This is a genomic window from Paenibacillus sp. RC84 (assembly GCF_041260495.1).
Taxonomy (GTDB): Bacteria; Bacillota; Bacilli; order Paenibacillales; family NBRC-103111; genus Paenibacillus_F.
Map to the genome: position 1 here is coordinate 126277 of NZ_JBGBYL010000004.1, position 24268 is coordinate 150544.

Annotated in this window: 18 protein-coding genes and 1 pseudogene; 13 read left to right on the plus strand and 6 right to left on the minus strand. The window is 48.6% G+C overall.

Annotated elements, in window-relative coordinates; translation table 11 throughout:
* Positions 1–87 precede the first annotated feature (87 nt).
* The 5 genes from ABH899_RS10865 (at position 88) to ABH899_RS10885 (ending at position 6738) form a co-directional block, all read left to right on the plus strand.
* Positions 88–993, plus strand: a complete 906-nt coding sequence (locus ABH899_RS10865; RefSeq protein WP_009674108.1) for an ABC transporter permease — start codon at positions 88–90, stop codon at positions 991–993.
* Between the two features lie 30 nt (positions 994–1023).
* A complete protein-coding gene (locus ABH899_RS10870; RefSeq protein ID WP_036740554.1) occupies positions 1024–1890 on the plus strand; it encodes a carbohydrate ABC transporter permease in 867 nt (288 codons plus the stop codon).
* A gap of 36 nt (positions 1891–1926) precedes the next feature.
* Positions 1927–3657, plus strand: coding sequence for a histidine kinase (locus ABH899_RS10875; protein ID WP_369996081.1), 1731 nt, complete (start codon positions 1927–1929; stop codon positions 3655–3657).
* A 13-nt stretch (positions 3658–3670) separates the two neighbouring features.
* Positions 3671–5347 carry a response regulator gene (locus ABH899_RS10880; RefSeq protein WP_369996082.1) on the plus strand — a complete coding sequence of 559 codons (1677 nt, stop codon included), beginning with the start codon at positions 3671–3673 and terminating at the stop codon, positions 5345–5347.
* 113 nt (positions 5348–5460) lie between these two features.
* Positions 5461–6738, plus strand: a complete 1278-nt coding sequence (locus ABH899_RS10885; protein WP_369996084.1) for a Gfo/Idh/MocA family protein — start codon at positions 5461–5463, stop codon at positions 6736–6738.
* A 112-nt stretch (positions 6739–6850) separates the two neighbouring features.
* Here ABH899_RS10885 and ABH899_RS10890 read toward each other — a convergent pair whose 3' ends face one another.
* The 4 genes from ABH899_RS10890 to ABH899_RS10905 all read right to left on the minus strand — a co-directional run bounded on the left by ABH899_RS10890 (position 6851) and on the right by ABH899_RS10905 (position 11380).
* A complete protein-coding gene (locus ABH899_RS10890; RefSeq protein WP_369996086.1) occupies positions 6851–7975 on the minus strand; it encodes a Ger(x)C family spore germination protein in 1125 nt (374 codons plus the stop codon).
* A complete protein-coding gene (locus ABH899_RS10895) occupies positions 7972–9075 on the minus strand; it encodes a GerAB/ArcD/ProY family transporter (RefSeq protein ID WP_369996088.1) in 1104 nt (367 codons plus the stop codon). The genes ABH899_RS10890 and ABH899_RS10895 overlap by 4 nt, the downstream gene beginning before the upstream one ends.
* The gene (locus ABH899_RS10900; RefSeq protein ID WP_369996089.1) at positions 9056–10618 is read right to left on the minus strand and encodes a spore germination protein; all 1563 of its coding nucleotides are present in this window, start codon (positions 10616–10618) and stop codon (positions 9056–9058) included. The genes ABH899_RS10895 and ABH899_RS10900 overlap by 20 nt, the downstream gene beginning before the upstream one ends.
* A 222-nt stretch (positions 10619–10840) precedes the next feature.
* Positions 10841–11380 carry an NAD(P)H-dependent oxidoreductase gene (locus ABH899_RS10905; RefSeq protein ID WP_369996091.1) on the minus strand — a complete coding sequence of 180 codons (540 nt, stop codon included), beginning with the start codon at positions 11378–11380 and terminating at the stop codon, positions 10841–10843.
* Between the two features lie 257 nt (positions 11381–11637).
* Here ABH899_RS10905 and ABH899_RS10910 point away from each other — a divergent pair, with 257 nt between their 5' ends.
* Positions 11638–12015 carry a winged helix-turn-helix transcriptional regulator gene (locus tag ABH899_RS10910; protein WP_369996093.1) on the plus strand — a complete coding sequence of 126 codons (378 nt, stop codon included), beginning with the start codon at positions 11638–11640 and terminating at the stop codon, positions 12013–12015.
* Positions 12016–12328: 313 nt separating this feature from the next.
* On the opposite strand, the pseudogene ABH899_RS10915 reads toward ABH899_RS10910, so the two are convergent.
* A pseudogene (locus ABH899_RS10915) lies at positions 12329–12439 on the minus strand (organic hydroperoxide resistance protein); the annotation flags it as partial.
* Positions 12440–12611: 172 nt separating this feature from the next.
* Positions 12612–13811 (minus strand): DUF418 domain-containing protein, encoded by a 1200-nt coding sequence (locus tag ABH899_RS10920; protein WP_369996094.1) that lies wholly within the window; start codon positions 13809–13811, stop codon positions 12612–12614.
* Positions 13812–14156: 345 nt separating this feature from the next.
* On the opposite strand from ABH899_RS10920, the gene ABH899_RS10925 reads away from it, so the two are divergent.
* The 7 genes from ABH899_RS10925 to ABH899_RS10955 all read left to right on the plus strand — a co-directional run bounded on the left by ABH899_RS10925 (position 14157) and on the right by ABH899_RS10955 (position 23966).
* Positions 14157–14846, plus strand: coding sequence for a response regulator (locus tag ABH899_RS10925; protein WP_369996096.1), 690 nt, complete (start codon positions 14157–14159; stop codon positions 14844–14846).
* A 5-nt stretch (positions 14847–14851) separates the two neighbouring features.
* Complete coding sequence (locus tag ABH899_RS10930) at positions 14852–16315, plus strand: HAMP domain-containing sensor histidine kinase (RefSeq protein WP_369996097.1); 1464 nt, start codon at positions 14852–14854, stop codon at positions 16313–16315.
* Positions 16312–17451, plus strand: a complete 1140-nt coding sequence (locus ABH899_RS10935) for a WD40 repeat domain-containing protein (RefSeq protein WP_369996099.1) — start codon at positions 16312–16314, stop codon at positions 17449–17451. The genes ABH899_RS10930 and ABH899_RS10935 overlap by 4 nt, the downstream gene beginning before the upstream one ends.
* 210 nt (positions 17452–17661) lie before the next feature.
* Complete coding sequence (locus ABH899_RS10940; RefSeq protein ID WP_369996100.1) at positions 17662–18786, plus strand: acyltransferase family protein; 1125 nt, start codon at positions 17662–17664, stop codon at positions 18784–18786.
* Positions 18787–18828: 42 nt separating this feature from the next.
* Positions 18829–19500 (plus strand): SGNH/GDSL hydrolase family protein, encoded by a 672-nt coding sequence (locus ABH899_RS10945; RefSeq protein WP_369996101.1) that lies wholly within the window; start codon positions 18829–18831, stop codon positions 19498–19500.
* Positions 19501–19539: 39 nt separating this feature from the next.
* The gene (locus tag ABH899_RS10950) at positions 19540–20568 is read left to right on the plus strand and encodes an LCP family protein (protein WP_369996103.1); all 1029 of its coding nucleotides are present in this window, start codon (positions 19540–19542) and stop codon (positions 20566–20568) included.
* On the plus strand, positions 20565–23966 hold the full coding sequence (locus tag ABH899_RS10955) for a M14 family metallopeptidase (protein ID WP_369996105.1): 3402 nt from the start codon (positions 20565–20567) through the stop codon (positions 23964–23966). Before ABH899_RS10950 ends, ABH899_RS10955 begins: the two co-directional genes overlap by 4 nt.
* The last annotated feature ends 302 nt before the right edge of the window (positions 23967–24268 follow it).

Here is a 24268-nt window from a genome sequence, read left to right on the forward strand (position 1 = left end):
AGTTCAGTCAAAATCCTTCAAGGGGGATCGGAAAGGATGCGATCCCTCTTTTTCTATCTACATGAAGCTGATAAGGCAGGTGAGGGTATGCATACGAGGTTTCGGACTTGGAGGCGGGAATGGCCTCTTCATCTGATGGTAGTGCCGGGTCTGATTATCGTGATTATATTCAGTTATATCCCGATGGCGGGAATTATGATGGCTTTTCAGAAATTCATCCCGTCCAAAGGGCTGTTCGGTTCACCTTTCGTGGGATTGAAAAATTTCCGTTTCCTGATGGAATACCCGGATATCGGACAAATTTTTTTCAACACCCTGTTTATTGCGACGATGAAAATAGCGGCGGGTTTAATCGTGCCCATTACGATCGCCATTCTTCTCAATGAACTGAGCAGGCAGTGGATCAAACGGACGTTTCAGACGCTCGTCTACCTGCCGCATTTTATGTCCTGGGTGCTGCTGAGCGGCATTCTGATCGACGTGCTTTCGCCGTCGTCGGGGATCGTCAACCAGCTTCTCGGCGTCTTCGGGATGAAGCCCGTTTTTTTTCTCGGGGATAACGCCTGGTTTCCTTATGTGATGGTCGTATCGGACGTATGGAAGGAGTTCGGCTTCGGCACCATCGTGTATCTGGCTGCCCTTACCGGCATCAATCCGTCGCTGTATGAGGCTGCGGAGATGGATGGAGCGGGCCGGTGGAAGCAGACCCTCTACATCACGCTTCCCGGAATGATGCCGATTATCGTGCTCATGCTTACGCTGAACATCGGCAACGTGCTCAATGCCGGGTTCGACCAGATTTTCAATCTGTACAGCCCTCAAGTTTATGAAAGCGCGGACATTATCGACACGTTCGTCTTCCGCATGGGGGTGCAGCAGTCGCAGTTCGGTTTCGCTACGGCGGTCGGACTTCTGAAGTCGATCGTTTCTTTCGTTCTGATTTCGGTATCGTACCTGCTTGCTTACCGTTTCGCCAATTACCGGATCTTCTGAGGAGGGATTGCCTTGCGCCACAACTTGACCATGGGCAGGAGACTGTTTCTAATCGGAAACGTCGTGTTCCTGGCCCTGATTTCTTTCGCGTGCCTCACGCCCATTATTCACATCCTGGCCATCTCGCTCAGTTCGGGAGCGGCGGCCTCCGCCGGGAAGGTTCTGCTGTGGCCCGTCGACTTTACGACGGCCGCCTACGATAACGTGTTCGGCAAGCCGGAATACTTGCGGGCGTTCTGGATCTCGGTCCAGCGGGTCGTGCTGGGTACGGCGATCAGCATGTTTCTGACGATCCTCACGGCGTATCCGTTGTCTAAGGACCCCCGCGTGTTCCGCATGCGCACCTTTTACGTCTGGGTCTTCGTCTTTACGATTTTGTTCAGCGGTGGGCTTATTCCGTGGTACATGACGATCAAAACGCTCGGCCTGATCGATACGGTCTGGGCGCTGGTTCTTCCGGGTGCCCTGCCCGTATTTAATGTGATTCTGCTGCTGAACTTTTACCGGAGTCTGCCGAAGGAACTCGAGGAATCGGCCCGGATCGACGGCGCCGGCCATTTTGCGACCTTGTGGAAGATTTATGCTCCGCTTTCTCTTCCCGCACTGGCGACGACGGGCTTATTCACGGTGGTCGGCCACTGGAACAGCTGGTTTGACGGTATGATTCTTATGAACCATCCCGATAAATATCCGCTGCAGACCTTCCTGCAAACCATTATCATTAACATGGATTTCCGGTTTATCAAAGCGCAGGACGCCGAACTGCTGGTTAAACTGTCGGACCGCACCAGCAAAGCCGCCCAGATTTTCGTCGCCGCTTTTCCCGTTCTACTGGTGTATCCGTTCCTTCAGCGCTTTTTCATTAAAGGAATTGTGATGGGGAGTGTCAAAGAATAACGGGACGGGCATTCAAGCGTAAGGGGAGCGGTATTCATGAAACTCAATCTCAGCCTGCAGGACTCCTCCATTTTCAAAAAAATTATGGCGGTATTTATGGCCGCCCTGATTCCGATCATGGCCATCACCTGGCTGATTAACGAAAAGGGGTCGGAGAGCATCCGCCAGGAAAGGTCCCAGTCCATCCTGAATACGACCCGGTATTATCTGGATTCGCTGGACAAGGAAGCGGACCGGATCAACCGGTTTCTCCCGAATTACGTCACGGACAGCGATTTGCAGGAAATCGCGGCCATGGGGAATGAGTTGTCGGATTACGACCGTTCCGAAAAAATACTCGGTATTCAGAAGCGCCTGAATCTGACCAAGGATTCCAGCGCGTTTATTCAGGAAGTGAAAGCTTATGTGCCGCTTATTCAGCGGACGCTGCTCAGCGTCAAGTACGATACCTTCGTGGATTTGGAGGAATATGAAGCGCTCCAGCTGCGGAATAAGCGGGCCGACGAGCCGTTTATTTTCTGGGACGACCGGTTGTTCCTGAGCATGCAGGTGCCGTCGAATTCGACCCGGGAGCCGTTGTACGTCATCGGCGTCGAGCTGTCGACGGCCAAGATCAGGCAGTCGCTGGCGCAGATCAGCGGCTCCTTCGGCGGGGAAACCCTGCTGATCAACACGGATCGCGGGTGGAATTTTCAGAGCGGGAATGACCCGCGGCTGCTGACGGCGGCGAAAGCTTTTATCGGGGAGAAAAGCGCGGATGGGAACAAACAGGGCTACGAGACGATTACCGTAGGCAGCGACCGGTATTTGGCGGTGTACAACTACTCGGCCCTGTGGAACTCGTATTCGGTCAGCTGCATTCCCGAAAAAACGTTGCTTGGCCCCATCCAGACTTATCGCGTATGGTTCAGGTGGGCGTGCGTTCTGGCGGTTGCGGTGGTCCTGTTCTTCTCGTTTTTCCTGTTCCGGCTGATTTACCGGCCGCTGTTAAAACTGGTGCAGTCGTTCAGACGCGTCCAGCAAAACCGGCTGGAGCTCATTCCGGTCGACCGGGGCAACGACGAATTCGGGTATTTGTACCATGCGTTCAATCAGACGATCCATTCGCTGCGGGAGCTGATCGAGCAAAATTACGAGCAGCAAATCCGCAGTCAGCGTTCAGAGCTGAAACGGCTGCAATCCCAGATTAATCCGCACTTTTTGTATAACTGCTTCTTCGTCCTGTGCCGCCTGATTAAATCGGAGCATAAGGAGAAAGCGTACCAGTTCTGCTTGTACATCGGGGATTATTTTCATTTTATTACCCGCAACGACGAAGATGAAATTCCGCTTTCGCTTGAAATCAACCATTCGCGCACCTATGTGGATATGCAAAAAGTGTGCTACGGGGACCGCATTGAAGCGGTGTTCGAGGTAGAGGAGTTTGACACGCGAGTCCCCCGGCTTATCCTACAGCCGATTATAGAGAACGCTTACAAACACGCGCTCGGAAGCACGCCCGGCGCCGGGTTTCTCCGGATCTGGAGCAGGATGGACGCCAAAGGCATTACCATCTATGTGGAAGACAACGGTACGACCTTGACGGACGAAGAACTCGGCAAACTCCGCAGACGTCTTGCGGACGGAAATCACGAGCTTGAAGAGACGACCGGTCTCGTGAACGTTCACCGGAGAATCCAGCTGCGCTACGGACAGGGCTACGGGATCACGGTGGACAGATCGGAGCTGGGCGGCCTGAAAGCAGGCATTCACATCGGAAACAGCTAGAGGAGGAGACCGAATGTACCGATTGCTGATTGTAGACGATATCCCGATTATCGTGGAGGGTCTGAAGGATCTTTTCGAAGAAACTTCGCAGCTTTCCCTGGAAATTCATACCGCGTATTCCGGAGAAGAGGCGCTGGGAGTATTGCGGAACAAGCGGATCGACCTTGTCATTTCGGATATTAAAATGCCCGGGCTGGAGGGCATCGGTCTGCTCCGGGAAATTAAAACGAATTGGCCTTCGTGCAAAGTGATCTTTCTGACCGGCTATAACGATTTTCAATATGTGCAGAGTGCGGTTAAATACGGCGGCTTCGATTATCTGCTGAAAATTGAAAGCGACGAGAAAATCATCGCCACCGTAACCCGGGCGATCGACAAGCTCGATGAAGAGAAAGCGCGTGAAGAGATGATTGAACGCGCGGAGGAAAGCATGAAGCGGGCGCTCCCTTCTCTCCAAAAAGAATATGTGAGCAGTCTGCTTCAGGGAAAAAGGCCGGCCGGGGAGCAGCTTGACCGGCACTTCCGGGAAATCGGCATTCCGCTTCAAGGGGAAGAGCCGGTTTTGCTGCTTCTGGGAAGAGTGGACGTGTGGCGAGAAATGCTGACGCCGCCGGACAAAGCGCTCTTCGTGTATGCCGTCCAAAATATCGCGGAAGAGATTTTGTCGCCGGGTGCACGCGTGTACACCTATGTGTACGACCAGGTGAAAATCGCCTGGTTTATTCAGCCGGAGGAATCATCGTGTCCAGACACGGACGTTACCGGGGACAGCTGGGACAGTACGCGGCGTTTCGTGGGAAATGCTCTTGAAACGATCCAACGGGCCTGCAAAAATCTGCTGAAACTGCCGGTTTCTTTTGTGGTGGGCAAAAATCCGGTTCCCTGGGACGATATTTCCGACAAATTCCATGAGCTGAAATATACCTTTTTGTTCGGAGCGGGCCTCGGAAATGAAATCATTTTAACGGAACCCGCGTCGGATAATCACGGGGAAACCGGCCACGCGCAGAAACGGAGCGAGTTTTTTACGGCCGCTCGCGTGCAACTGCTCGGAAAATGCCTGGAGAACGGCCACCGCTGCGAATTTTTTAACGTGTACAAGGAAATCAGCGATCTATGGGAAAGTGACGAATGGCCGTTTGAACGGAAAAGAGAAGTGTATCATTCGCTTTCCGCCGTCTTTTTGGCCTATATGAACAAAAATGAGGAACTGAGGGCGTACCTGAACAGCAGCCACGATTTGTCGACGTTGTTCCACTGTGAAGCGGATACGACCGTAGCCGAACTCAAAGCGTATTTTTTGCAGACGGCGGAGCTCATATTCGATTGGAACGGCGAGCAGGCGGCTCATTTTCCGGACGAGCTTGTCCAGCGGGTACATACTTACATAGCAGCCAATCTCGCGAAAGATATCTCGCTGAATGCCATTGCCGACCACGTCGGCCTTAATCCCTCGTACCTGTCGCGGCTTTATAAACAAATGACGGGGATCGGATTGTCCGATTACATTAACGATTACCGGAATTTGAAGGCCAAGGAGCTGCTGCTCGGCAGTCCGATGAGGGTAGGGGAAATCGCTTCTATGCTGGGCTACAATTCGGCTCTGGCTTTTATCCGTTTTTTCAAAAAGCAGAACGAATCCACTCCGCAGGAATACCGGAGCCGGCGGGCAAGCGGCGACAGCGGCTGATCGGCAGGCACATACGTCAACAGAAGTATATGAAAGTAACCAACGATCTCTTTAGGCCGAAGTCTCTCTCTTGTACAATCGGAACATAAGCCGAAGCAAGAGGAGGAAGTAAAGTGGCAGCATTAACAGCGGTACTGCTCGGTGCCGGAAGCAGGGGACGTTACATTTATGGACCGTACGCGGAGAAATATCCCCACGAGCTTAACATTATATCCGTAGCGGAGCCCGATGAAGGCAGACGGAAACTCATCTCGCGGATACACGGAATCAAGCCCGACTATGTATATTCGTCATGGGAGCAAGCATTCGAGCGGGGAAGAATCGCCGACATTATGATTATCAGCACGCTGGACCGGATGCATTTCGTGCCGGCTATGAAGGCGCTGGAGCTCGGTTATCACGTCCTGCTGGAAAAACCGATGTCTCCCAAGCTGGAAGAGTGCGTGCAACTGGTCGAGGCGGCCAAAGCCCATGACCGGCTTCTCGTCGTCAGCCACGTTCTGAGATACTCCCTGTTCTGGGCGGGAATCAAACAGCACCTGGATGCCGGAGAGCTCGGTGATATCGCGTCCGTCCAACTGACCGAAAATGTGGGTTACGCCCATATGACCCACAGCTATGTGCGGGGCAATTGGCGCCGTGCGGAAGAAACCAGTCCCATGATTTTGGCCAAATCGTGCCACGATCTGGACATTATTTCGTGGCTCATGGGCGAGGAGTGCAAGAGCGTCAGTTCATTCGGCTCCTTGTTTCATTTTAAGAAGGAGAACGCCCCCGCGGGATCGACCGACAGATGCATCGAAGGCTGCGAGGTCGAAAAAGAATGCCCGTTCTCCGCGCTCAAGCTTTACATTCAGCCGCCGGATCATCCGTGGGCGCGTTACATGACACACGACTTGTCCCACGAAGGCATCGTGAAGGCGTTGAAGGAAGGTCCGTTCGGACGCTGCGTGTACCGCTGCGATAACAACGTCGTGGATCATCAGGTCGTGAACCTGGAATTTGCCGGAGGAGCGACCGCGGCCTTCACGATGTCCGGTTTTACCCAGGGCGGCGGCAGACGGGTCCAGATCATGGGGACCCGCGGCGAGATCCTGGGCGATATGGACACAGGCTCCTACACCCTGCATCGTTTCGCTACCGGAGAAGCGGTCGAGGTCCGCTGCAACATCGCCGGCGACGGGCACGGGGGAGGAGACGAGCGCATGGTCGCCTCCTTCCTGAAGGACGTCCGGGAATACGGCCGCGCCCCTGGCACAAGCCGGACATCCGCCTCCGCTTCGCTGCAGAGCCACCTGATGGCGTTCGGCGCGGAAGAATCGCGGCTGAACGGCGGCAAGAGTGTGAGCCTGGCCGATTTTCAGCGGGCTTCCATGGCCGGAATCGTGTAGCGACGAGGCTCGGTTCAGCCGCGCTCGAAGCGGTACGACCTCATGAAGAAACCAGGAACTCTCCTAGAGTTTCCTGGTTTTTTATTACGGTTAATCGTGCAAAACATTTCCCCTAGAACGTAATTCCCTTACGTTCGATTTTCAGCCGGATGTCCGGCTCGAACTGCACTTCCTTGTAGTCTTCCTCCCAGTTCATCTTCTTCCAGGCTTCCGGATGAAAAGCCATCAGCCTCAGCGCTATACTGTATCCGTCGTGATTGGCTTCCTGCATTTTACGCGTGATGGCTTTGGCCCGGGCAGTCAGCAGTCTGGAAAGTGCTTCATCCAGTTTCTGAAGCGTCTCTTTTTTGTTCAGCCGGTCAAGCGGGTACTCGATAACCGCGGCATTGATTTTCAACCGGATCTTGACTCTGACTCCGCCGCTCTCCGTCAGCTCCACTTTCATGTTCCGCGAGTACTTATGGAGATCGACCGTAATGTAGCGGTCCGCTTTTGTCACGTGCTCTTCCTCCTCCTCGATGTTCACGGGAAGGGTGAGGCGCGCCGTTTTTCCCTTTTGTCCCTTGAGAAGCAGATAGATGAGAGATTCTTCCGAGGAGAGGGAGGCCGTCATTACATTGTTGTGAAACAGCGCTACACCTTGAACAACGGGCTTTTTGTTGTGAATCGACACATAGGGGAGGGCAAAGTCCTGTCCAGGCTTGACAGGGCCGATCGACTGGAAATTGACCCGCGGGATGACGGTACCGTCCTCCATGTTTTCGAGCAGTGCATCCAGAAAGCGTCCGAGGAGTTTCGTTCCGACCTTTTTCAAGCCGATCAATTCTTCCGCTGTTCCGTTGACTACCGCAAGGCGGGCGTTCAACGGGCTTTTGGGATCGCGGTAATACACATCCATGTAAGGCATAATATTTTGGGCGCGCGCCCATTCTTCGCCGAGCAGAAGCACAAGCAGCTTGGACGGGGAATAATTCCCCGATATTTCATGATCGAGAAATCCGCGGGCCTGCTGAGTCGTATTGCTCGTTACCGTGTGTATTTCGTTGGTTTCGCTTCGCCCCCCTTCAATACTGGATACGTCCGGAAAGGCGACGGTAACTTTCAGTTCATCTCCTTCTCCCCGGTCGAATCCGCCGATATGAATGATGCGGGAGTTTTTGAGAAGCTGCTGATCCCAGCATCCGCTGAGCAGAAGAAGAGTCAGCAGGCTTGCCGCGGTTTTGGAAAATCGGTTCATTCTACGAGCCCCCTCCCTCCCTCGCGAATATGCAAAGCAAGTGAAATCAGAAGTAAAAGGAGGGGAACGCAGCCCAGGAAAAAATAGCTCGACAGCGAAAAGATTTTGCCCAAAGTTCTCATCACACCCTGGTCATGAATCAGCAGCGCAATCGCCAAGAACGCGACGGCCGTAAACAGAACAGGCTTGCGGTGGTTGCTCATGCCGAACAAATGGGAGATACCCGTCGAAGCCATATACAGACTAGCCATAATGGACGTCGCGACCACGACGATCCAGGCGGAGAGGAAATACAGGTCGGGACGTTCGATGATCGTGAACGTCAGCGCTTTAACCATATACAGAACCGGATGGGGCAGCAGGCCAAGCTCGGAAGGGCTGAATACAACGATACTCGTAAAGACGAGAAACGTGTACAACAGGGTCGAGAAAGCGTTGGCCGCGGATGCCGCAGCCAGCTTCCGCCGGGGTGTCCCTTCCACGAAGGGATAACAAAAAAGAATCCATTCATAGCCGGTCAGCGTATTCATCGCTTCGTGCGCCCCCCGCATAACCGGGAGAAATCCGGCCTGCCCGATCGGGAAAATATACAGCAGATTGGAATGCGTATAAGCATACACGGATATAAAGATCATGACGAGAATCACGATGCTGACCAGCAGAAAGAACCGGGCGATGATCTGCAGATTTTCCTGGGTCAGATAAATGCAGGCGAGCACCATGAGACCGGTAATGAGCCATTCCGGCGTTTCGGGAAAGACCCAATCGCGGATCACTTCGTAAAAAAACATCAGAATGAGACTGCTCTGGACGGTAAAATAAACGATATACAGGACCTGAAGGCACGCTGCGGCCGCTTTGCCTGTCAAGCGGGGCATAAAGTCATACAGAGTAGCCGAGGGAAAGCGTTTGTTCAGGGCCCACATCATCAGAATAAGCAGTTGGCTGAACAAACCGGCGAGCAAGACCGACATCCACGCGTCGCCTTTGGCAAACGCCTGTACCCGGGAAGGCATGAAAAGCACTTGGACGCCGATCTGGGTCTGGAGAACGAGAAAAAGCATCTGCTTCGGACTTATTTTATTCGAATTGTGTGTCATTCTCCTGCAGCTCCTTTGAATCCGCGTTGTCCTTCTTCACCGAAGGTTTTGCCATGTTGACACGGTTGTCTTTTTTCCATAGAGGGAAACGGAAAAGGGTGTCTTTCCAGTCCTTCAGGCGGAAAGGAGCCGCCGGTGCCAGGTACGGAGTGCCGAACGACTCCAGCTTGCACAGATGGATCAGGATGAAAATCAGGCTGAAAACGATGCCGATAAAGCCGAGCAGGGCAGCCGGGATCATGACGGCAAATCGGAGCAGCCGCACGGATGCGCTCATCTCGTGAGAAGGGACGATAAAGGAAGAAATGGCGGTGAGAGCGACGACGATAATCATCGGATACGATACGAGTCCGACCCGCACGACCGCGTCCCCGATTACAAGACCGCCCACGATGCCGATCGTTTGTCCGATCGGTCCCGGCAGGCGAATTCCCGCCTCCCTCAGCAGCTCCAGCGTCAGCTCCATGAACATGGCTTCCAGAAGCGGCGGATAAGGCACTATCTCCACGCTTCCTTTAATTTGGAACAAGAGCTCGGCCGGAATAACCTCGTAATGAAACGTAATGACCGCGATATAAAAAGCGGGCAGCGTAATCGCAATGACGAAGCTCAGCAGCCGGATGAACCGGATGAACGAGCCGGCAAGCGTGCGGCTGTAATAATCGTCCGGGGACTGATAGAACGAAAAAAACGTCACGGGCATGACCAGCGCACTGGGGGTCCCGGCGGATATCAGGACAGCTCGGCCTTCGAGCAGGTTGGCGGCGGCCCTGTCCGGACGCTCTGTCGTCAGAATCTGGGGGAAAGGAGACAGCGTCCGGTCTTCGATATATTCCTCCATCAGGTCAGTCGACAGTGTATTGGCACCCGCGATAGTACGGAGGCGTTTATCGATTTCCAGAATGAGCTCCGGCTTGGCGACATGGTTCAGATAAGCCACGGCGACCTCGGTGCGGCTTTCTTTGCCGAGCGTATACCGGCGGATGACGAGATGGCGGTTTTTGATCTGTTTGCGGATCAGATGCAGGTTAACCGTCATATTTTCGACAAAACCTTCATGGGAGCCGCGGACTGTTTTTTCGTTCTCGGGCTCTTCCGTCGTCCGCTTGACTTCCGCATTGACCGTAATCGAATAGCACTCCGTGCTGCCTTCCTTGAAAAGAACGGCCTGCCCCTGCAGCAGAGCATCCGCGGCTTCGTCCAGCGAAGTTTGCGCATAAACCCTGGGAGCGGTGAACACGTCGGCCAGATTTTCTTCCTCCGACTCCGTCAGGGGTTTCAGAATGAAGCTCCGGATTTTAACCTCATCGCACATCGGATCGAGATAACAGAGCAGCAGAGCCTGGTTTTGATACGTAAGCGAGAGCTTCACCAAGTCATCGGTATGAAACATAGCCTGATCCAGGTACCGTGCATTTTCCGCAAGGGAGGATTTGATGGTGACGGTATCCACCGTTTCTTGTGACAGAGCTGGAGTTGGAGTTGGAGCCGGAGCCGGAGCGTTTTTTTTGTTCATATGGAATAAGTGTCTGAATAGCTTCACGCGTGTGCCTCCTTCCTTCTCGCAAACTTGCCTGTAGATTGCCCCGAACTTGTCACTTTATACCAATAAAGCGCAGCACGGCTGAAGAGTCACACTGTTCCTGGGCTCGCCGCGCAGCGCTCAAGCGGGAAGCGTCACAAGTGTGGTACCGAACTTGGCTGTACATATCCAAGCAAAAGAAAAGAGAACAAGTTCGTACGAACTTGTTCTCTATTTTTCAGGTTAATTGGCAAGGTCCGCTTGAGGGCTGACGATATGCTTCGCGTAACGGTCGGCTTCCGCCTGAAGTTCCGCCTCGGGCGCATCCGACAAATGATAGGCTGCAAATACGGGGAGAAAAACGCCGTTGCATTTCTCAAGCGTGCTCTGAATCGGTTTCATAAACTCGCTTAGCGTGTGCCAGTTGGAACCTCCGGAACGATATTGATTTTCGGTACCGCCCGTTGTCGTGGCGACGATAAATTCTTTTCCCGTCAAATGGACGCCATCCGTTCCGAACGCCCAGCCGTAGGTGAGCACATCGTCAAACCATTTTTTCAGCAGGGCCGGAGAGCTGTACCAGTAAAGAGGGAACTGGAAAACAATCCGGTCGTGTTCAGTGAGCAGCCGCTGCTCTTTTTCCACATCAATCGTCCATTGGGGATATTCCCGGTAAAGGTCGCGTACATAGACGCCGGGGACGGTAGAAACTTTGCGGGCAAAAGCACGGTTAACTCTGGAAGCTGTTAAGTCGGGATGAGCCGTAATCACCATTATTTTCATAATCAAACATCCTTTCAAAGTAAATTGGAAATCGTGGGATAATCCGAATCACTCTCTCATTATTATTTAGATTCTTATTTTTGAGAAGTAGGATTTTTAATCGGACTTAGTCTGTAAAATCATACCTTGAACTGCTGCGCATAGTACGAAAAATAAGACTATGTACGAAAAAGAGAAGTACTTTTATTAAACGGGCCGATTTGATAAAGTAACAGAAAAAAGGAACTTATCAAAAACGAATGACGGAGGGGAATCGGATGCCGTTAAATGATAGACAACCGGGGACGACTGAAGGAATTATGACCACGCTGGATGTGATCGGAGGCAAGTGGAAGCCGCTGATCTTGTTTATCCTGCTTCATCAGGGCACCAAGAGGTTCGGAGAACTCAGGAAGCTTCTTCCGTCGGTTACCCAGGGGATGCTGACCAATCACCTTCGCGAGCTTGAGCGCGACGGCTTGATCGTACGCAAAATCTATCAGGAAATTCCGCCCAAAGTGGAATATTCGATGTCCGATCACGGGCGTACGCTGAGCACAATACTCGCGGATATGTGTGGCTGGGGATTTATGCATCAGGGAGTGATTGAAAGCAGCGGTCAGGCTGAGCGGAGCAGGACGGGAGAGAGTGATTGAGGCCGGTGCGGGAATTTTTTATTTCAGCAGCCTTTTTCATAAAATCACCTTTGACCGGAAACGTATAGGGATGACTTTCTTAAAAGTCATTAGCTGTTATATATTATAATATATGGAAATGTATTGAAGTCAAAATAAAACGACAGGATACTATCTTACCAGTATTCATAACCGGCCATGCGGATCAAAGCCTTTTCCAGGGGTCTTTTTTTGTAAGCTGAAAAGAACACCCCCCCATATTTTTAATGACACAAAAAAGGTCTAATTTAGAATAATGGTTTACCGACAAGCTATTAAAAAAAGAATGTGTTTTTTAGATAGGCTGTCCGTTTATGACCAGTTTCACATCGATATTGCCGCGAGTTGCCCTGGAATATGGACAAACGCCATGCGCGGCTTTCACGAGCTCTTCTGTCTGGTCCTGTTGTTCACATTCAGTTGGACGGTCAATTCAAATCCGCCGTCAGGGGGATCGAAGATATAATACCGAACACAAAGCTAACGTGTGGTTCCAATTGTCTTTAACCATAAAATACCCCACCGATAGGTGGGGTATTTTAGCAAAATTCCATACAATAGATTCTAGTAAGGAGCTCCTATTTCGGTGCATTTATCGAGCGAGGGACACTGAACAACCGGTCAAAATGTCGCATAGATGACTCAAGCGGACCATGGGGCAGCCGTGAGATTAACCAGCCTGCTACCAATGTTATCATGGCAACTAGCAGATCACCGAGGGGAACTCCATCCAAACTATAGTCGATTCTTGATAGCGTAAGCAGCCAAACGACGACGAACTGAGCCGCATACATGGTCAACGCCACGCGTCCGACTCCGGCAAAAGGGACCAATATGGCGTTGGTTTTCTTGGGTACGAGGAATACGATTCCCACTACCAGCAGTGCAAACCCGAGCCCGGTCAGCGTCTGGAACGTTGAAGCGCTATGCGGAACCGTCCATAGAAGCATATGCCACATCGGCTGTTCCATGTTAAGCGGCCAGATGGCATACGGGTCTGGCATAGCGGCGGTACCTTGAACAGTGACAAGCCACGATTCAAATGAACGGCTAAGCTCAGGGAGGACATAAGCGGCCAGTGTCTTACCTATAATGAGCAACATGAGGCCGCCGATCGCTAGTAAAAATGCGGTTCGTTTTTTGGTCAGGTCAAGGCTCCCGATTGCCATACCCGCTACGAAAGCAGGGGCGAGCGCTAGGGTGGACATCGGACCGCCGGCAACGTCTCGAAGCAGGGATGCTCCAGATAGGGCACTCATGCCCAGAAGCATAAGTGGGGGGGCTAGAAACATCAGTGCAACGGTAGTCGTAACGAGTGTGCGGTTTGAAAGACCCACCAGTATCAATGCTAAGACGAACATGGCAGCGTAAGCGGGCAAAATCACTCCGAAAGAGGTATTCAACATGATGAGCAAATATCCCATAATATAGACGAATACCGCGCGAGCCAGCATCTTTGCCCAAAAGGCGGTTGTATCCTTTTGTCGATTCTTCATGCGCTGAGCCATGATGGAGTAGGAAATCCCGCCGCAGAGTACAAACAATAACGTTGTGTTTCCGGAAACGATGGTAGTAATCCTTTCTTTCGATGCAAAGTGCTGCAAATACATACCGATAACCGCCAAACCTCTCGCAGCATCCAGCGCCAGAAGACGCCCGGCTCCCTGTGGGTTGCCTCGTCCATTCGAGAAGGCGTTTTCCGGTCGTCTGTGTCCGCTGCCCGTTCCTTTCTCCTTTTCATTGCCGTTCTCATCCGGCATTTTGAAACGATCTGACAAATTCGATTCCTCCTCACTAGTGCTGGTTTCATTTGTCGCAATGTGTTTCCACTATATCGGGAGGATGTCGCCAAAGTTTGATCACGATGTAAACAAAGTGTCACAAACCAATCCTGTGACATTTTGTTTACAAATTGATCAAACGATAGTGACATCTGCTTGCTATATTGAAAAATGAGGCTAATCCGTCATTTTAATAATCCCAAAAGAAGCCTATTCTCATTTCAAGTCTGCGTTTTTGGGGCTTAACGAACTATAATTTGTTACGATTTGAATGTTCATTAATTGAGACATTGGCTTTAGGGAAAGGTATGGATGATCCTTACAAAAAAAACGGGGGTTACGATGAATCAAGCAAAAATTCTCATCATTGAAGATGACGCGGCAATAGCTGACTTACTATCATACGGGCTTTCTATGGAAGGGTTCGAAACGAAAACGACGGCATGTGGAGCCGAGGGAATGATGGAGCTTCAGCAATTTCAACCCGATCTCCTGCTTCTCGACTGGATGCTGCCGGACCAAAGCGGGCTGGATATTTGCAAGAAGGTAACGGCAAGTCATAATTTACCGATCATGATGATTACCGCGAAATCGGATATTACGGATAAAATACTCGGACTGGAATTCGGCGCGGATGATTATATAACAAAACCATTTGATTTGCGGGAAGTAGTTGCTAGAATACGGACAATCCTCCGGAGGGTTGATCAAGCGAACAAAAGACATGATGATCAGCGGAAAGTGATTCGGCTTGAGCATATCGAGATCATTGTGGAAGAACGTCTTGTTCAAAAAGATGGTCACGCAGTTGATTTGACTCCTAAAGAGTTTGATTTACTGATGACACTGATTGGACATCGAGGAAAAACGTACACACGTGCAGAATTGTTAGATATCGTATGGGGGTATGATTTTCAGGGAGATACCCGTACGGTGGATACTCACATCCAAAGGCTTCGTAAAAAGCTGGATGCCGGCGATCTAATCGCCACTGTATTTGGAATAGGCTATAAATTCGAAAATAGGCGGTAAAACGAATGATTCGAAATATTAGCGTCAAATTTATTATCGGTTTCTTCTTAATATTTTCGCTCTCTTTTCTGGTGTTAAATCAAACCGTGAAGGAGTCTATTCAGACCAGTAACAAAAAAATAGTGACCTCGGAGTTAATTGGACTGAAGAACAACAGTAACATTTATGTACGACAATCTTTTCTGATCAATCATTTTTCGAACAATAGGCTTTACTTTGGCCAAATGGCTGAGGAGATGGCTAACGACTTGAATCATGCCACTGGCAGCAGCGTCGGCGTATATACAGTGGACGGGGAACTGCTGTATTCATCGGATAAGTCAATTCCGCATCTAACAAATGGCGATTTAAAAGAAGCAATAGAGGGGAAGACTGCATACAGCATCACTTACGATCGAAACACAGCATCCGTTCTATTCTCGTACCCTGTTTTCATTGATGGAACGAAGGTTGGAATTTTACGGTTTTCCAGAGATTTCAGTCTGCTCTATGAACAAAGCGGACGGATTAAGGAAATCATCTTTTACATTGCGATGGCTATTTTCGCGGCAGCTTTCCTCTTTTCATATATCCTCTCCAGGCACATTACCATCCCCCTTGTCAGACTAACTCGAGCCTCAAATGAGGTGAAAAGCGGAAACCTGGAAGTGCGGATCCAGTTCAGGCGGAAGGATGAGATTGGAAGGCTTGCAGACAACTTTAACGAAATGATCGATCAAATTAGCAGGCAGATGACGATTATCCGAAAAGACCGGGATCACCTTCAGGCTCTTCATGAACAGGAGAAGCGATTTTTTGACAACATCACCCATGAACTTAAGACTCCGTTAACTTCGATATTAGGATATGCTGAGATTATACGTAAAAAAGGAGAAGCGGACCGATATTTTTTCGAAAAGGGCATGAACCATATCATCGAGGAAAGCAGACGTCTTCATGGCATGGTTTTGAAACTGTTGGAGGCGTCGCGCCCAAACATTCAGATTATGGAGCCTGAAAGGGTCGATGCGGGAAGCATTTTGAAAGACGTGTGCGAATCGATGGGGATCCGGGCTCAACGCTATAAGAAAAGCATTCGGTACGAGATCCAAAATGAATTGATCGTATATGGTCAAGGAAACCGATTACGCCAGCTCTTTATTAATCTACTGGATAACTCAATCAAATACAGTACGGATCAAGCAGAAATATTCGTAACGGCGAAGAGGGCTGACACGAAAATTCAATTTGTTTTTAGCAACCCGAGCGATCCAATCGAGACCGATCAAATTGCTTATTTATTTCAGCCGTTTAATCTGGGCAACAATCAAGTATCTGAAGAGGGAAGTGTCGGGCTGGGGCTCAGCATCTCCAAATCCATTGTCGATGAACACGGCGGGAACATCCGTATGACGAACGAAAACAACCAAACGATAGTTACGGTAGAATTAGAATATTTGAATGTCCGGAAGGACGGAAAGCCGATATGAAGAAGGCACTTTTCGCAATAGCAGTACTCTTGTTTCTAATCTTGGTTTTATCCGGCTGCGCTCTGTTCGAACCCGAAACAGAGACGATTGTAATTCCGAGTCAGGAAGAGAAGCAGACTGAAAATGAAGGGATACAACCCTTCAAGGTAAAGACAATCTATCGGCTACCCGATGAATTCACAAACGCCGGTCAACTATTAGGATGGTCCGGTAAAGATTCTGTAATTGCTTCGAATAAGAAAGGTAACCTATCAGAACAAACCGTATTAAAGCGTATGGCTCCTCCTTACGAAAAAAGTGAGGTTATTTCTGGAATTCAAATGGATTCGCCTCTTATCGAACTGTCTCCTGACGGTTCACTCATCCGTGAGATCTCAAGCACAAGGTATGGAACTAAATTGAAGCTGATGTCACTAAAAGATGGCAAAGAAACCGAGGTAGCAAATTTCAGCAATAATAAGGATCTGTATCTTCAGAATGTCGCATGGTCCAACAACAACCAATATCTTTGTTATTTGGTAATTGATCCGATTGAAAGTGGAAAAGCCTTTATTCACTTATGGGACGTCGGTAACCAATCCTCCACAACATATACGATAAAAAACTACGGAAAGGGAAACAGCCTTACAAAAATCAACGTATCTGATGACGGACACAGTGTACTATTAACCGCCTTTCAATCCGGTAAGGCCAAGAAAAACATCATCATGCTGGGGACGGTCAATGGAAATTCAATCGATATACAATACGAACATCAGAGTGATGAAGACCAAGTGGCTTGGCTGAATAACGATCAGTTTGTATTCCTTGGAACCGATGGTACGTTATTCGAGTATGATCAACGTACCAAAGAACTATCTGTGCTGCTGGAAAAAGTGGAGGGATTTAAACTGTCAAAAGACAGGAAATGTATTGCCTATTCAACTTATGGCCAGGACACGATTTACGCAGGAAAGATTCAAGGGAATAATGTTCTGTCTAACGAACCTGTTTATCATGGTTTGAAACCATCCCAAATGTACTGGAGTCCCGGCGAAAAAGGTTTACTTGTCTATGGGCAAAAGTTTTATTCACCTTCATCAAATACCCAAACGATGACAACGGATGGTCAGGTACTGCTTATCGAATTCCAATAAGCCTCGTTTATGATTCAACTTAATGAGCCTGAATACCTAAAAACTAACCTTGCTTACGGATCAAATCGTAAAGAAGGTTATTTTTTTGTCCAAAAAGGAGCGGAGCTTGTGACAACTTGTTTACATCCTGATCAAACTTTAGCGACATCCGGCAGCTATATTAAAAGAGTAATAAACATCCCATATACAGACAAGGATGAAACATAAAGGATGGGGAAGCAAAAGCAATTATTAAAACGTTATATGCCTGGATTAGACGGTTTAAGAGCCATATCCGTATTAGCTGTTATTGCGTACCACTTCAATTTGAAGTGGGCTAAGGGCGGGCTGCTGGGAGTAGAAGTTTTCTTTGTTCTATCCGGCTACCTAATCACGGATCAACTTTTATGGGAGTTGAAAACTCAACGCAAAATCTCTTTATTGCATTTTTGGATTAGAAGAATACGAAGACTACTGCCGGCAATGGTCAGCATGCTTATGGTCGTGGCATTAGGGTTGATTCTCATAGATCCTTCCAGAATGCAAACATTGAAAGGAGATTTCCTTTCCTCCGTTTTTTATGTGAATAACTGGTATCTCATCTTTCATCAGGTATCGTATTTTGAAAGTTTCGGACCGCCTTCTCCGATCGGACATCTTTGGTCGCTGTCTATTGAAGAGCAATTTTATGTGATATGGCCGCTTCTGTTAATCTTTCTAGTCAGGCTTTTAAGGCGCCAGGGTAAGCTTGCTGTATTTATTCTTTTAGGGGCTGCCGTTTCCGCCATCGCAATGGCGCTCCTGTATGTGCCAGGGACGGATCCTAGCAGAGTTTATTACGGAACGGATACCCGGGCATTCGCTATCCTGATTGGAGCGGCGTTAGCCGTTGTATGGCCAAGTTGGAGGCTAACGGACCGAATTTCCTCAAGGGCCCGCTCGCTTTTAGATTTATTGGGAGCAGCGGCGATGTTGATCTTGTTTATCATGATGAATCAAACGAATGAATATGATTCTTCACTGTACCCGGTCGGCTTCTTGTTTCTGTCTGTAGTTACTGCGGTTATCATTGCCGTGCTGGTGCATCCAGCCAGTCAACTGGGAGCCATCCTGGCAGCCAAACCTCTTAGCTGGATCGGGAAACGATCTTATAGTCTTTATATATGGCATTATCCGGTCATTATATTATCAAGGCCGGAGGCGAATGTCGGGGAACCCGGATTCGTTGACATTTTGCTGCAGCTAACGCTCATTTTTATGTTGTCTGCTCTGTCCTACAGGTTTGTGGAGGAACCGATTCGAAAAGGACGTTTATGGTGGACTCGCTCTAAGGAACTGAACAAATCTACTTTGTAACCACCAACAAATTAAATCTATTTTTGAAAGGATGAAATGAAAATGAAGAAACATAAAGTAGGGATAACATGGGTTTTTGTCATTATCCTATTAGCTGCTGGATATTTCAGTCAGCGTCATCAGAGCTCGAAAACAACAGAGCAGGGAGAACTAGGGGGACAACAAATCACAACACCACAGCAGATCAAAGCATCCTCAGAATCTGCTCCCCCAAAAACGGAGAACAAGAAACCTCCTCAATCTCTCGATGGAGAAGGAATTACGGTCATTGGAGATTCGGTCATAGTCGGTATTGAGCCTTATTTGAAAGAAAAACTACCCAAAATTACGGTTGATGGCAAGGTTGGAAGACAAATGTCCCAAGCCCAGAAGCTAATCGATGATTTAAAAGCCGAAGGGAAATTAGGTGATCGCATTATTATCGAACTCGGCACCAACGGACCTTTTAACAACAAGAGTCTTCGCAGTCTGCTTCAGTCTCTTTCGGACAAGCAGGTATTTGTAGTCACCACGAGAGTTTCAAAAGGATGGCAGGACACGGTCAATACAACTATCAAGGACGTAGCCGGTGAATTCCACCATGTTAAAATTGTTGACTGGTATGCAGCCAGTGAAGGGAAAAAAGATATTTTTTATAAAGACGGGGTTCATTTAAAGCCTGACGGATCGAGATACTATGCATCTCTTCTTATCGAAGCCTTGCAAGAACAGTAAGCGTAGTTTCCTGTTGTCGTTCAAGAAAGGAGAAACAACATGTCATTAAAAACGAAGAGGATAGCAGCCGTTCTCGCATTGATTTTGATTGTGCTTTCCGGTCCGGTTGTCTATTATTTCTACTCTCTATATAAAGGGTTGGAAGGTTTAAATAAAACAGATAGCCAAAAGTCTCTATTTGCCGCTGCTAACGCAGCGGAGGTTGAGTCAGTAGAGCCTCCTAAATGGTTGGGAACGGAGCCGGTCAATATTTTATTGATGGGGGTAGATGCTCGTGGAGTCAATAAAGGAGAGATCCCCAGATCAGACACCATGATGGTTGTCTCTCTGGACCCTGAGCGTAAAAGAATTCATTTGTTTTCAATTCTTCGCGACACGTATGCGGATATTCCTGATCACGGCAAAAATCGGATTAATACGGCAATCACGTATGGGCCTAACACGGCTATGAAAGCGGTAAGCGATTTGCTTGGAATCCCTGTTCAGTGCTACGTATATACAGACTTTCAGGGTTTTATAAAACTAGTGGACGAAATAGGGGGAGTTGATTTCTATGTCGAGAAGGACATGAACTATGAGAGCGCAGCCGATCAGCATGAATATGATATTCATCTTACCGAAGGAAAGCAGCATTTGGATGGGAAAACGGCATTACAGTACGTTCGCTTTCGTCATGACGCCTTATCGGATTACTCCCGGACGAAACGCCAACGGGACTTCGCCGATGCGGTGGCCCAGAAAATGAAAAGCACAACATCTATTATGAAACTCCCTTCCATTCTTGAGAAAGTCAGTCCTTATATGGATACCAATCTAACGGTAAATGACATGTGGAAGCTGGCGTCGGTAGGATATCAAAGCAAACTGGAAGGAAGTGAACAAATTCCGCCAATGGAGCTGATTAAGGAGACCCATATGGGCAAAGCGGCTGTTCTGGATGTATCGAGCCGCAAAGAGCTGAAAGACTTTGTTCAGAACATAATGGAAGCGGAAAAATCTGTTCCCGCCGAATCTAAAGATTCTTTGAAGACTGGGGAATCACGAGTTTCTGCTGGGAAGAACGAATGAAAGAGGGGGAGCAGAGGTTGAAGAAAAAGCTTAACAAACATGCCTTTGGCTTAATGATTTCATTTTCCCTAATGATCGGTACCGTGGATCCAGGCCATGTTAAGGCGGAACCCGTTCAGGATGTAGAAAGCCAAACGGCATCCCACGATCAAAAGGAGAATAAGACACTCGCACGGGGGAAAGCAGTTCAAGAATTAAAAATGAATCATCATGTTGCGTCCATGACGGAGAAAAGAACCTTCCAAGTCAAGTTTACACTGCCCCAAAATGTGGATAGTAAAAGCATAAGCTGGACCTATGGCGGTAAGCCGCTGTCTGAATGGAAGAAATTCGCGCAGCGGGATTATACGGGACCCTCCTTTATAACGGTAAGCGATGGTAAGGCGAAAGACGGGCAATACACGGCGAATATCACTTTCGATCTACCCTATGACACAGATAATCTGGCCGAGCCTCGCTTACAGCGTCCCCTGTATGCTTCATTGATGGGTACCTATGAGCTCGCTGCAACTGCTCACGGACAAGTTATTGCCCAGACACCGGTTAAGTTAACGCCGTATGACAGCTTCCACACTTATGATGAGCTAAAAACGGATATTGATGCGGTTACAGCGCAAGCGGCTAAGAAGAATGACCGGTATATTAAAACCATATCGATTGGAAAATCAGTCGAAGGCCGTGATATTTATCTAACGATCCTTGCCAAAGATAAAGCCTCGGTAGATCAATATCAAAATGTGACTCACCCAGCCATGACGAATAATCCCAAGCAGCTGCAGGCTGATATTCAATCAGGTACTTTTGGCGACTATAAGGTACCGATTTGGTTGAATAATATTCATCCGAACGAAGCTCCAGGAGTCGACTCTATTTTCAATTTCTTTAAATCTATGGCGCTAGATGACAGTATATCTTATGATACGAAGGGATCTAGCGGCCAGAAGAGCAAGATCAATTTAAACATGGACCAAGCACTAAACCAAGTCATTTTCCTGTTCGTTTATACGGACAATCCAGATGGACGTGTTCACACAACACGAGCGAACCCCAATTATTTTGATTTAAACCGAGACAATTCTTATCAAACCCAGCCTGAAACACGCAGTGTTACGGAACAAATTGCAAAATGGTCCCCTTTGTCTTTTTTGGACCTGCATGGATTTGATTCCAACTTCCTGATTGAACCGACTACGCCGCCGCATGATCCAAACATCGAATATGATCTGCTGATTGACAGTATGTTGGAACAAGCGAAGGCGATGGGCGAGGCCGGAATTGCCAATACAAAGTATAACGATTATCACATTCCTTACGAAGAACATCAGAAATCCGTGAAGGATCCGAAATATGTACCTAAAGGCACCTCAACAGGCTGGGATGACGCAACTCCCGCATATACAGCTGTATTTGCCATGCATCATGGGGCGTTGGGACACACGCTGGAAGTCCCTGAATCAAACGAAGAGTCGACTAAAGCACTGTATTACAGCGTGGCGGGGGCTACCCATTATGTGATGGAGAACAAAGAGAAGCTGTTCATGAATCAGTTGAAAATATACGAACGCGGGATAGATAATAAGGATGATCGTGCAGTAGATCCATATTTGGTCAATGCCAAAGATGAAATCATCGGCCGTCCGCGTTCAGGCAATCAAAACTTCTTCCCGGAGTATTATGTACTGCCAATCGACAGAAGCATTCAGAAAAATGCATACGAAACCTATCGCATGATCGAGTACTTTCTTCGCAACGGAATTAAGGTGGAACGATCCATAAAGCCCGTTACCGTCTCCGGGACAACTTATCCTGCGGGATCATTTGTCATCGACATGCATCAGTCTTACCACGGCTATGCAAACTCGGTTCTTTATGATGGTATTGATGTGTCGGACTATGAGTCGGTTGCAGGTGAGATCGTTCAGGATTTTCCGGTTCTGCGCGGATTTAATCGATATGTTATCAGAGAACCCCGCGTTTTTGAGGGTAAAACCGCTCCGGTAATATCGGTAACGATTCCGGCTACTGCCATGCCGGACAAACCATCCGTTTACGTTCTCCTTCGAAATACGAACAACGATGCGATAAAAGCTGTTAACGAGCTCTTGGCATCTGGAAAACACGTAAAGATGCTCACAAAGACCGAATCGGAACATGAGGCTGGAGATTTTGTCGTCTCTTATGACGATCTGAACCCGCTGGCTTCCAAATACCTGCTTGATGTGAGTCCATTTGGCGATCATATGCCGGTTGGTAAAGAGCTTAAAAGCACTCTTGTAGGAGCACTCGGTGAGCCGGCGTATGTCTTGGAAAACTTAGGGTTTAAGGTGACTTCAGACCAGGCTCAGGCGGATGTTCTTGTCAATACATTTGATTCTTCCGAGCAGGTGGGGAAAGGCAAACCATATATCGCGTACGGAAATATGGGAATGGTAAACGTTCAAGATTGGATTCCCGGATTTTCGTTCGGGGGGCCCAAATGGGAGCGATATGAGGGAGTATTTCTGGCCGACGTCAAGCAAGACAGCGTCATTACAGCCCCTTACGATAAACAGGAGTATTTTTATACCATTACAGGTTCTTATATCAAAACGGTTCCTAAGACAGCAAATATTCTTGCAACGATAAGCAGTAATGATGATTTCTACAAGGCAGGCTGGTGGCCCGGACACGAAGCTGCCAAGGGACAGATTATGGCCTTTACTTATAAGGAAAATAATAAAAACGTCACGGTTTTCTCCAACGATCTGACCAATGGTGCCCATTCGCAGCACCAGTTCCGTCTCCTTGCCAATTCGATATTTAACGCCGTGTCTAACCGAAACCAAAGTTCCGAATCAGCAGTCGGTTTCAGTGATTTACAATCAGTAGAGTCTTGGGCGGGCAGCGAGATACACGAATTGGCCCGTCTAGGATTGGTAAATGGGTTTAATGGTGGACGTTTTGAACCGCTTAAGCAAGTAACCCGCGTCGAGTTTTTGGCGATGATCGTGAGAGCCTTCAATCTATCCGACCAAAAAGAAAATATCTCCTTTAAAGATGTTCCGCCAGCAAGCTGGTATGAAACCTATGTAAAAGCTGCAGTCGGCTTAAAACTGGCAGAAGGAACAGGCGAGGGCTATTTTGAGCCAAACCGCGCGATTACGCGCGAGGAAATGGCTAAAATATCGGCTAATGCCATGAAGATTACTTCGGGCGCTGCAGCTGGCAATATTGAAGAAGCTCTTGCTAAATTTGGGGACAGGGAAACCATTGCTCCGTATGCCAGAGAGGCTGCCGCACTTCTGACTCAGAAAGGGATCATCCATGGATTACCCGGAAGTACCTTTGGTCCTAAGGCAGTTGCCACCCGGGCTGAAGCAGCCGTTATTATTAGTCGCATAAAACAAGTCGAAGGCTAATCGGCAATCAATCCAATATTTCTGTAAGCCCCATTCGAATGAATGGGGCTTTAACTTCATATCGATGAAATGAAACCAATTCACTTCGCCGCATTGCTTGTAACAGAAAGTGATCATTGATTTTTGCTGAATTGTTAATAAAAGAGTACATAGAAAATCCCCGACTCTGATTGAGCGGGGATTTTGTTGATTTTAGGACTCTAGGCTGCGAACAGCAATCGAATATGAACCATAATTAACATATATTAGGGTTGTAGATAAAGGAGAATAAAAAAGGAGGGAGAGTCATGAATCAATCTTCA

Excerpts from the sequence above, each read along its gene's own strand:
- ABH899_RS10865 (WP_009674108.1), top strand. The coding sequence starts at position 88 with ATGCATACGAGGTTTCGGACTTGGAGGCGGGAATGGCCTCTTCATCTG.
- ABH899_RS10950 (WP_369996103.1), top strand. The coding sequence starts at position 19,540 with ATGTCATTAAAAACGAAGAGGATAGCAGCCGTTCTCGCATTGATTTTG.
- ABH899_RS10890 (WP_369996086.1), bottom strand. The coding sequence starts at position 7,975 with ATGAACCGATTTTCCAAAACCGCGGCAAGCCTGCTGACTCTTCTTCTG.
- ABH899_RS10905 (WP_369996091.1), bottom strand. The coding sequence starts at position 11,380 with ATGAAAATAATGGTGATTACGGCTCATCCCGACTTAACAGCTTCCAGA.
- ABH899_RS10870 (WP_036740554.1), top strand. The coding sequence starts at position 1,024 with ATGGGCAGGAGACTGTTTCTAATCGGAAACGTCGTGTTCCTGGCCCTG.
- ABH899_RS10940 (WP_369996100.1), top strand. The coding sequence starts at position 17,662 with ATGGGGAAGCAAAAGCAATTATTAAAACGTTATATGCCTGGATTAGAC.
- ABH899_RS10895 (WP_369996088.1), bottom strand. The coding sequence starts at position 9,075 with ATGACACACAATTCGAATAAAATAAGTCCGAAGCAGATGCTTTTTCTC.
- ABH899_RS10930 (WP_369996097.1), top strand. The coding sequence starts at position 14,852 with ATGATTCGAAATATTAGCGTCAAATTTATTATCGGTTTCTTCTTAATA.
- ABH899_RS10910 (WP_369996093.1), top strand. The coding sequence starts at position 11,638 with ATGCCGTTAAATGATAGACAACCGGGGACGACTGAAGGAATTATGACC.
- ABH899_RS10945 (WP_369996101.1), top strand. The coding sequence starts at position 18,829 with ATGAAGAAACATAAAGTAGGGATAACATGGGTTTTTGTCATTATCCTA.
- ABH899_RS10880 (WP_369996082.1), top strand. The coding sequence starts at position 3,671 with ATGTACCGATTGCTGATTGTAGACGATATCCCGATTATCGTGGAGGGT.
- ABH899_RS10875 (WP_369996081.1), top strand. The coding sequence starts at position 1,927 with ATGAAACTCAATCTCAGCCTGCAGGACTCCTCCATTTTCAAAAAAATT.
- ABH899_RS10955 (WP_369996105.1), top strand. The coding sequence starts at position 20,565 with ATGAAAGAGGGGGAGCAGAGGTTGAAGAAAAAGCTTAACAAACATGCC.
- ABH899_RS10935 (WP_369996099.1), top strand. The coding sequence starts at position 16,312 with ATGAAGAAGGCACTTTTCGCAATAGCAGTACTCTTGTTTCTAATCTTG.
- ABH899_RS10925 (WP_369996096.1), top strand. The coding sequence starts at position 14,157 with ATGAATCAAGCAAAAATTCTCATCATTGAAGATGACGCGGCAATAGCT.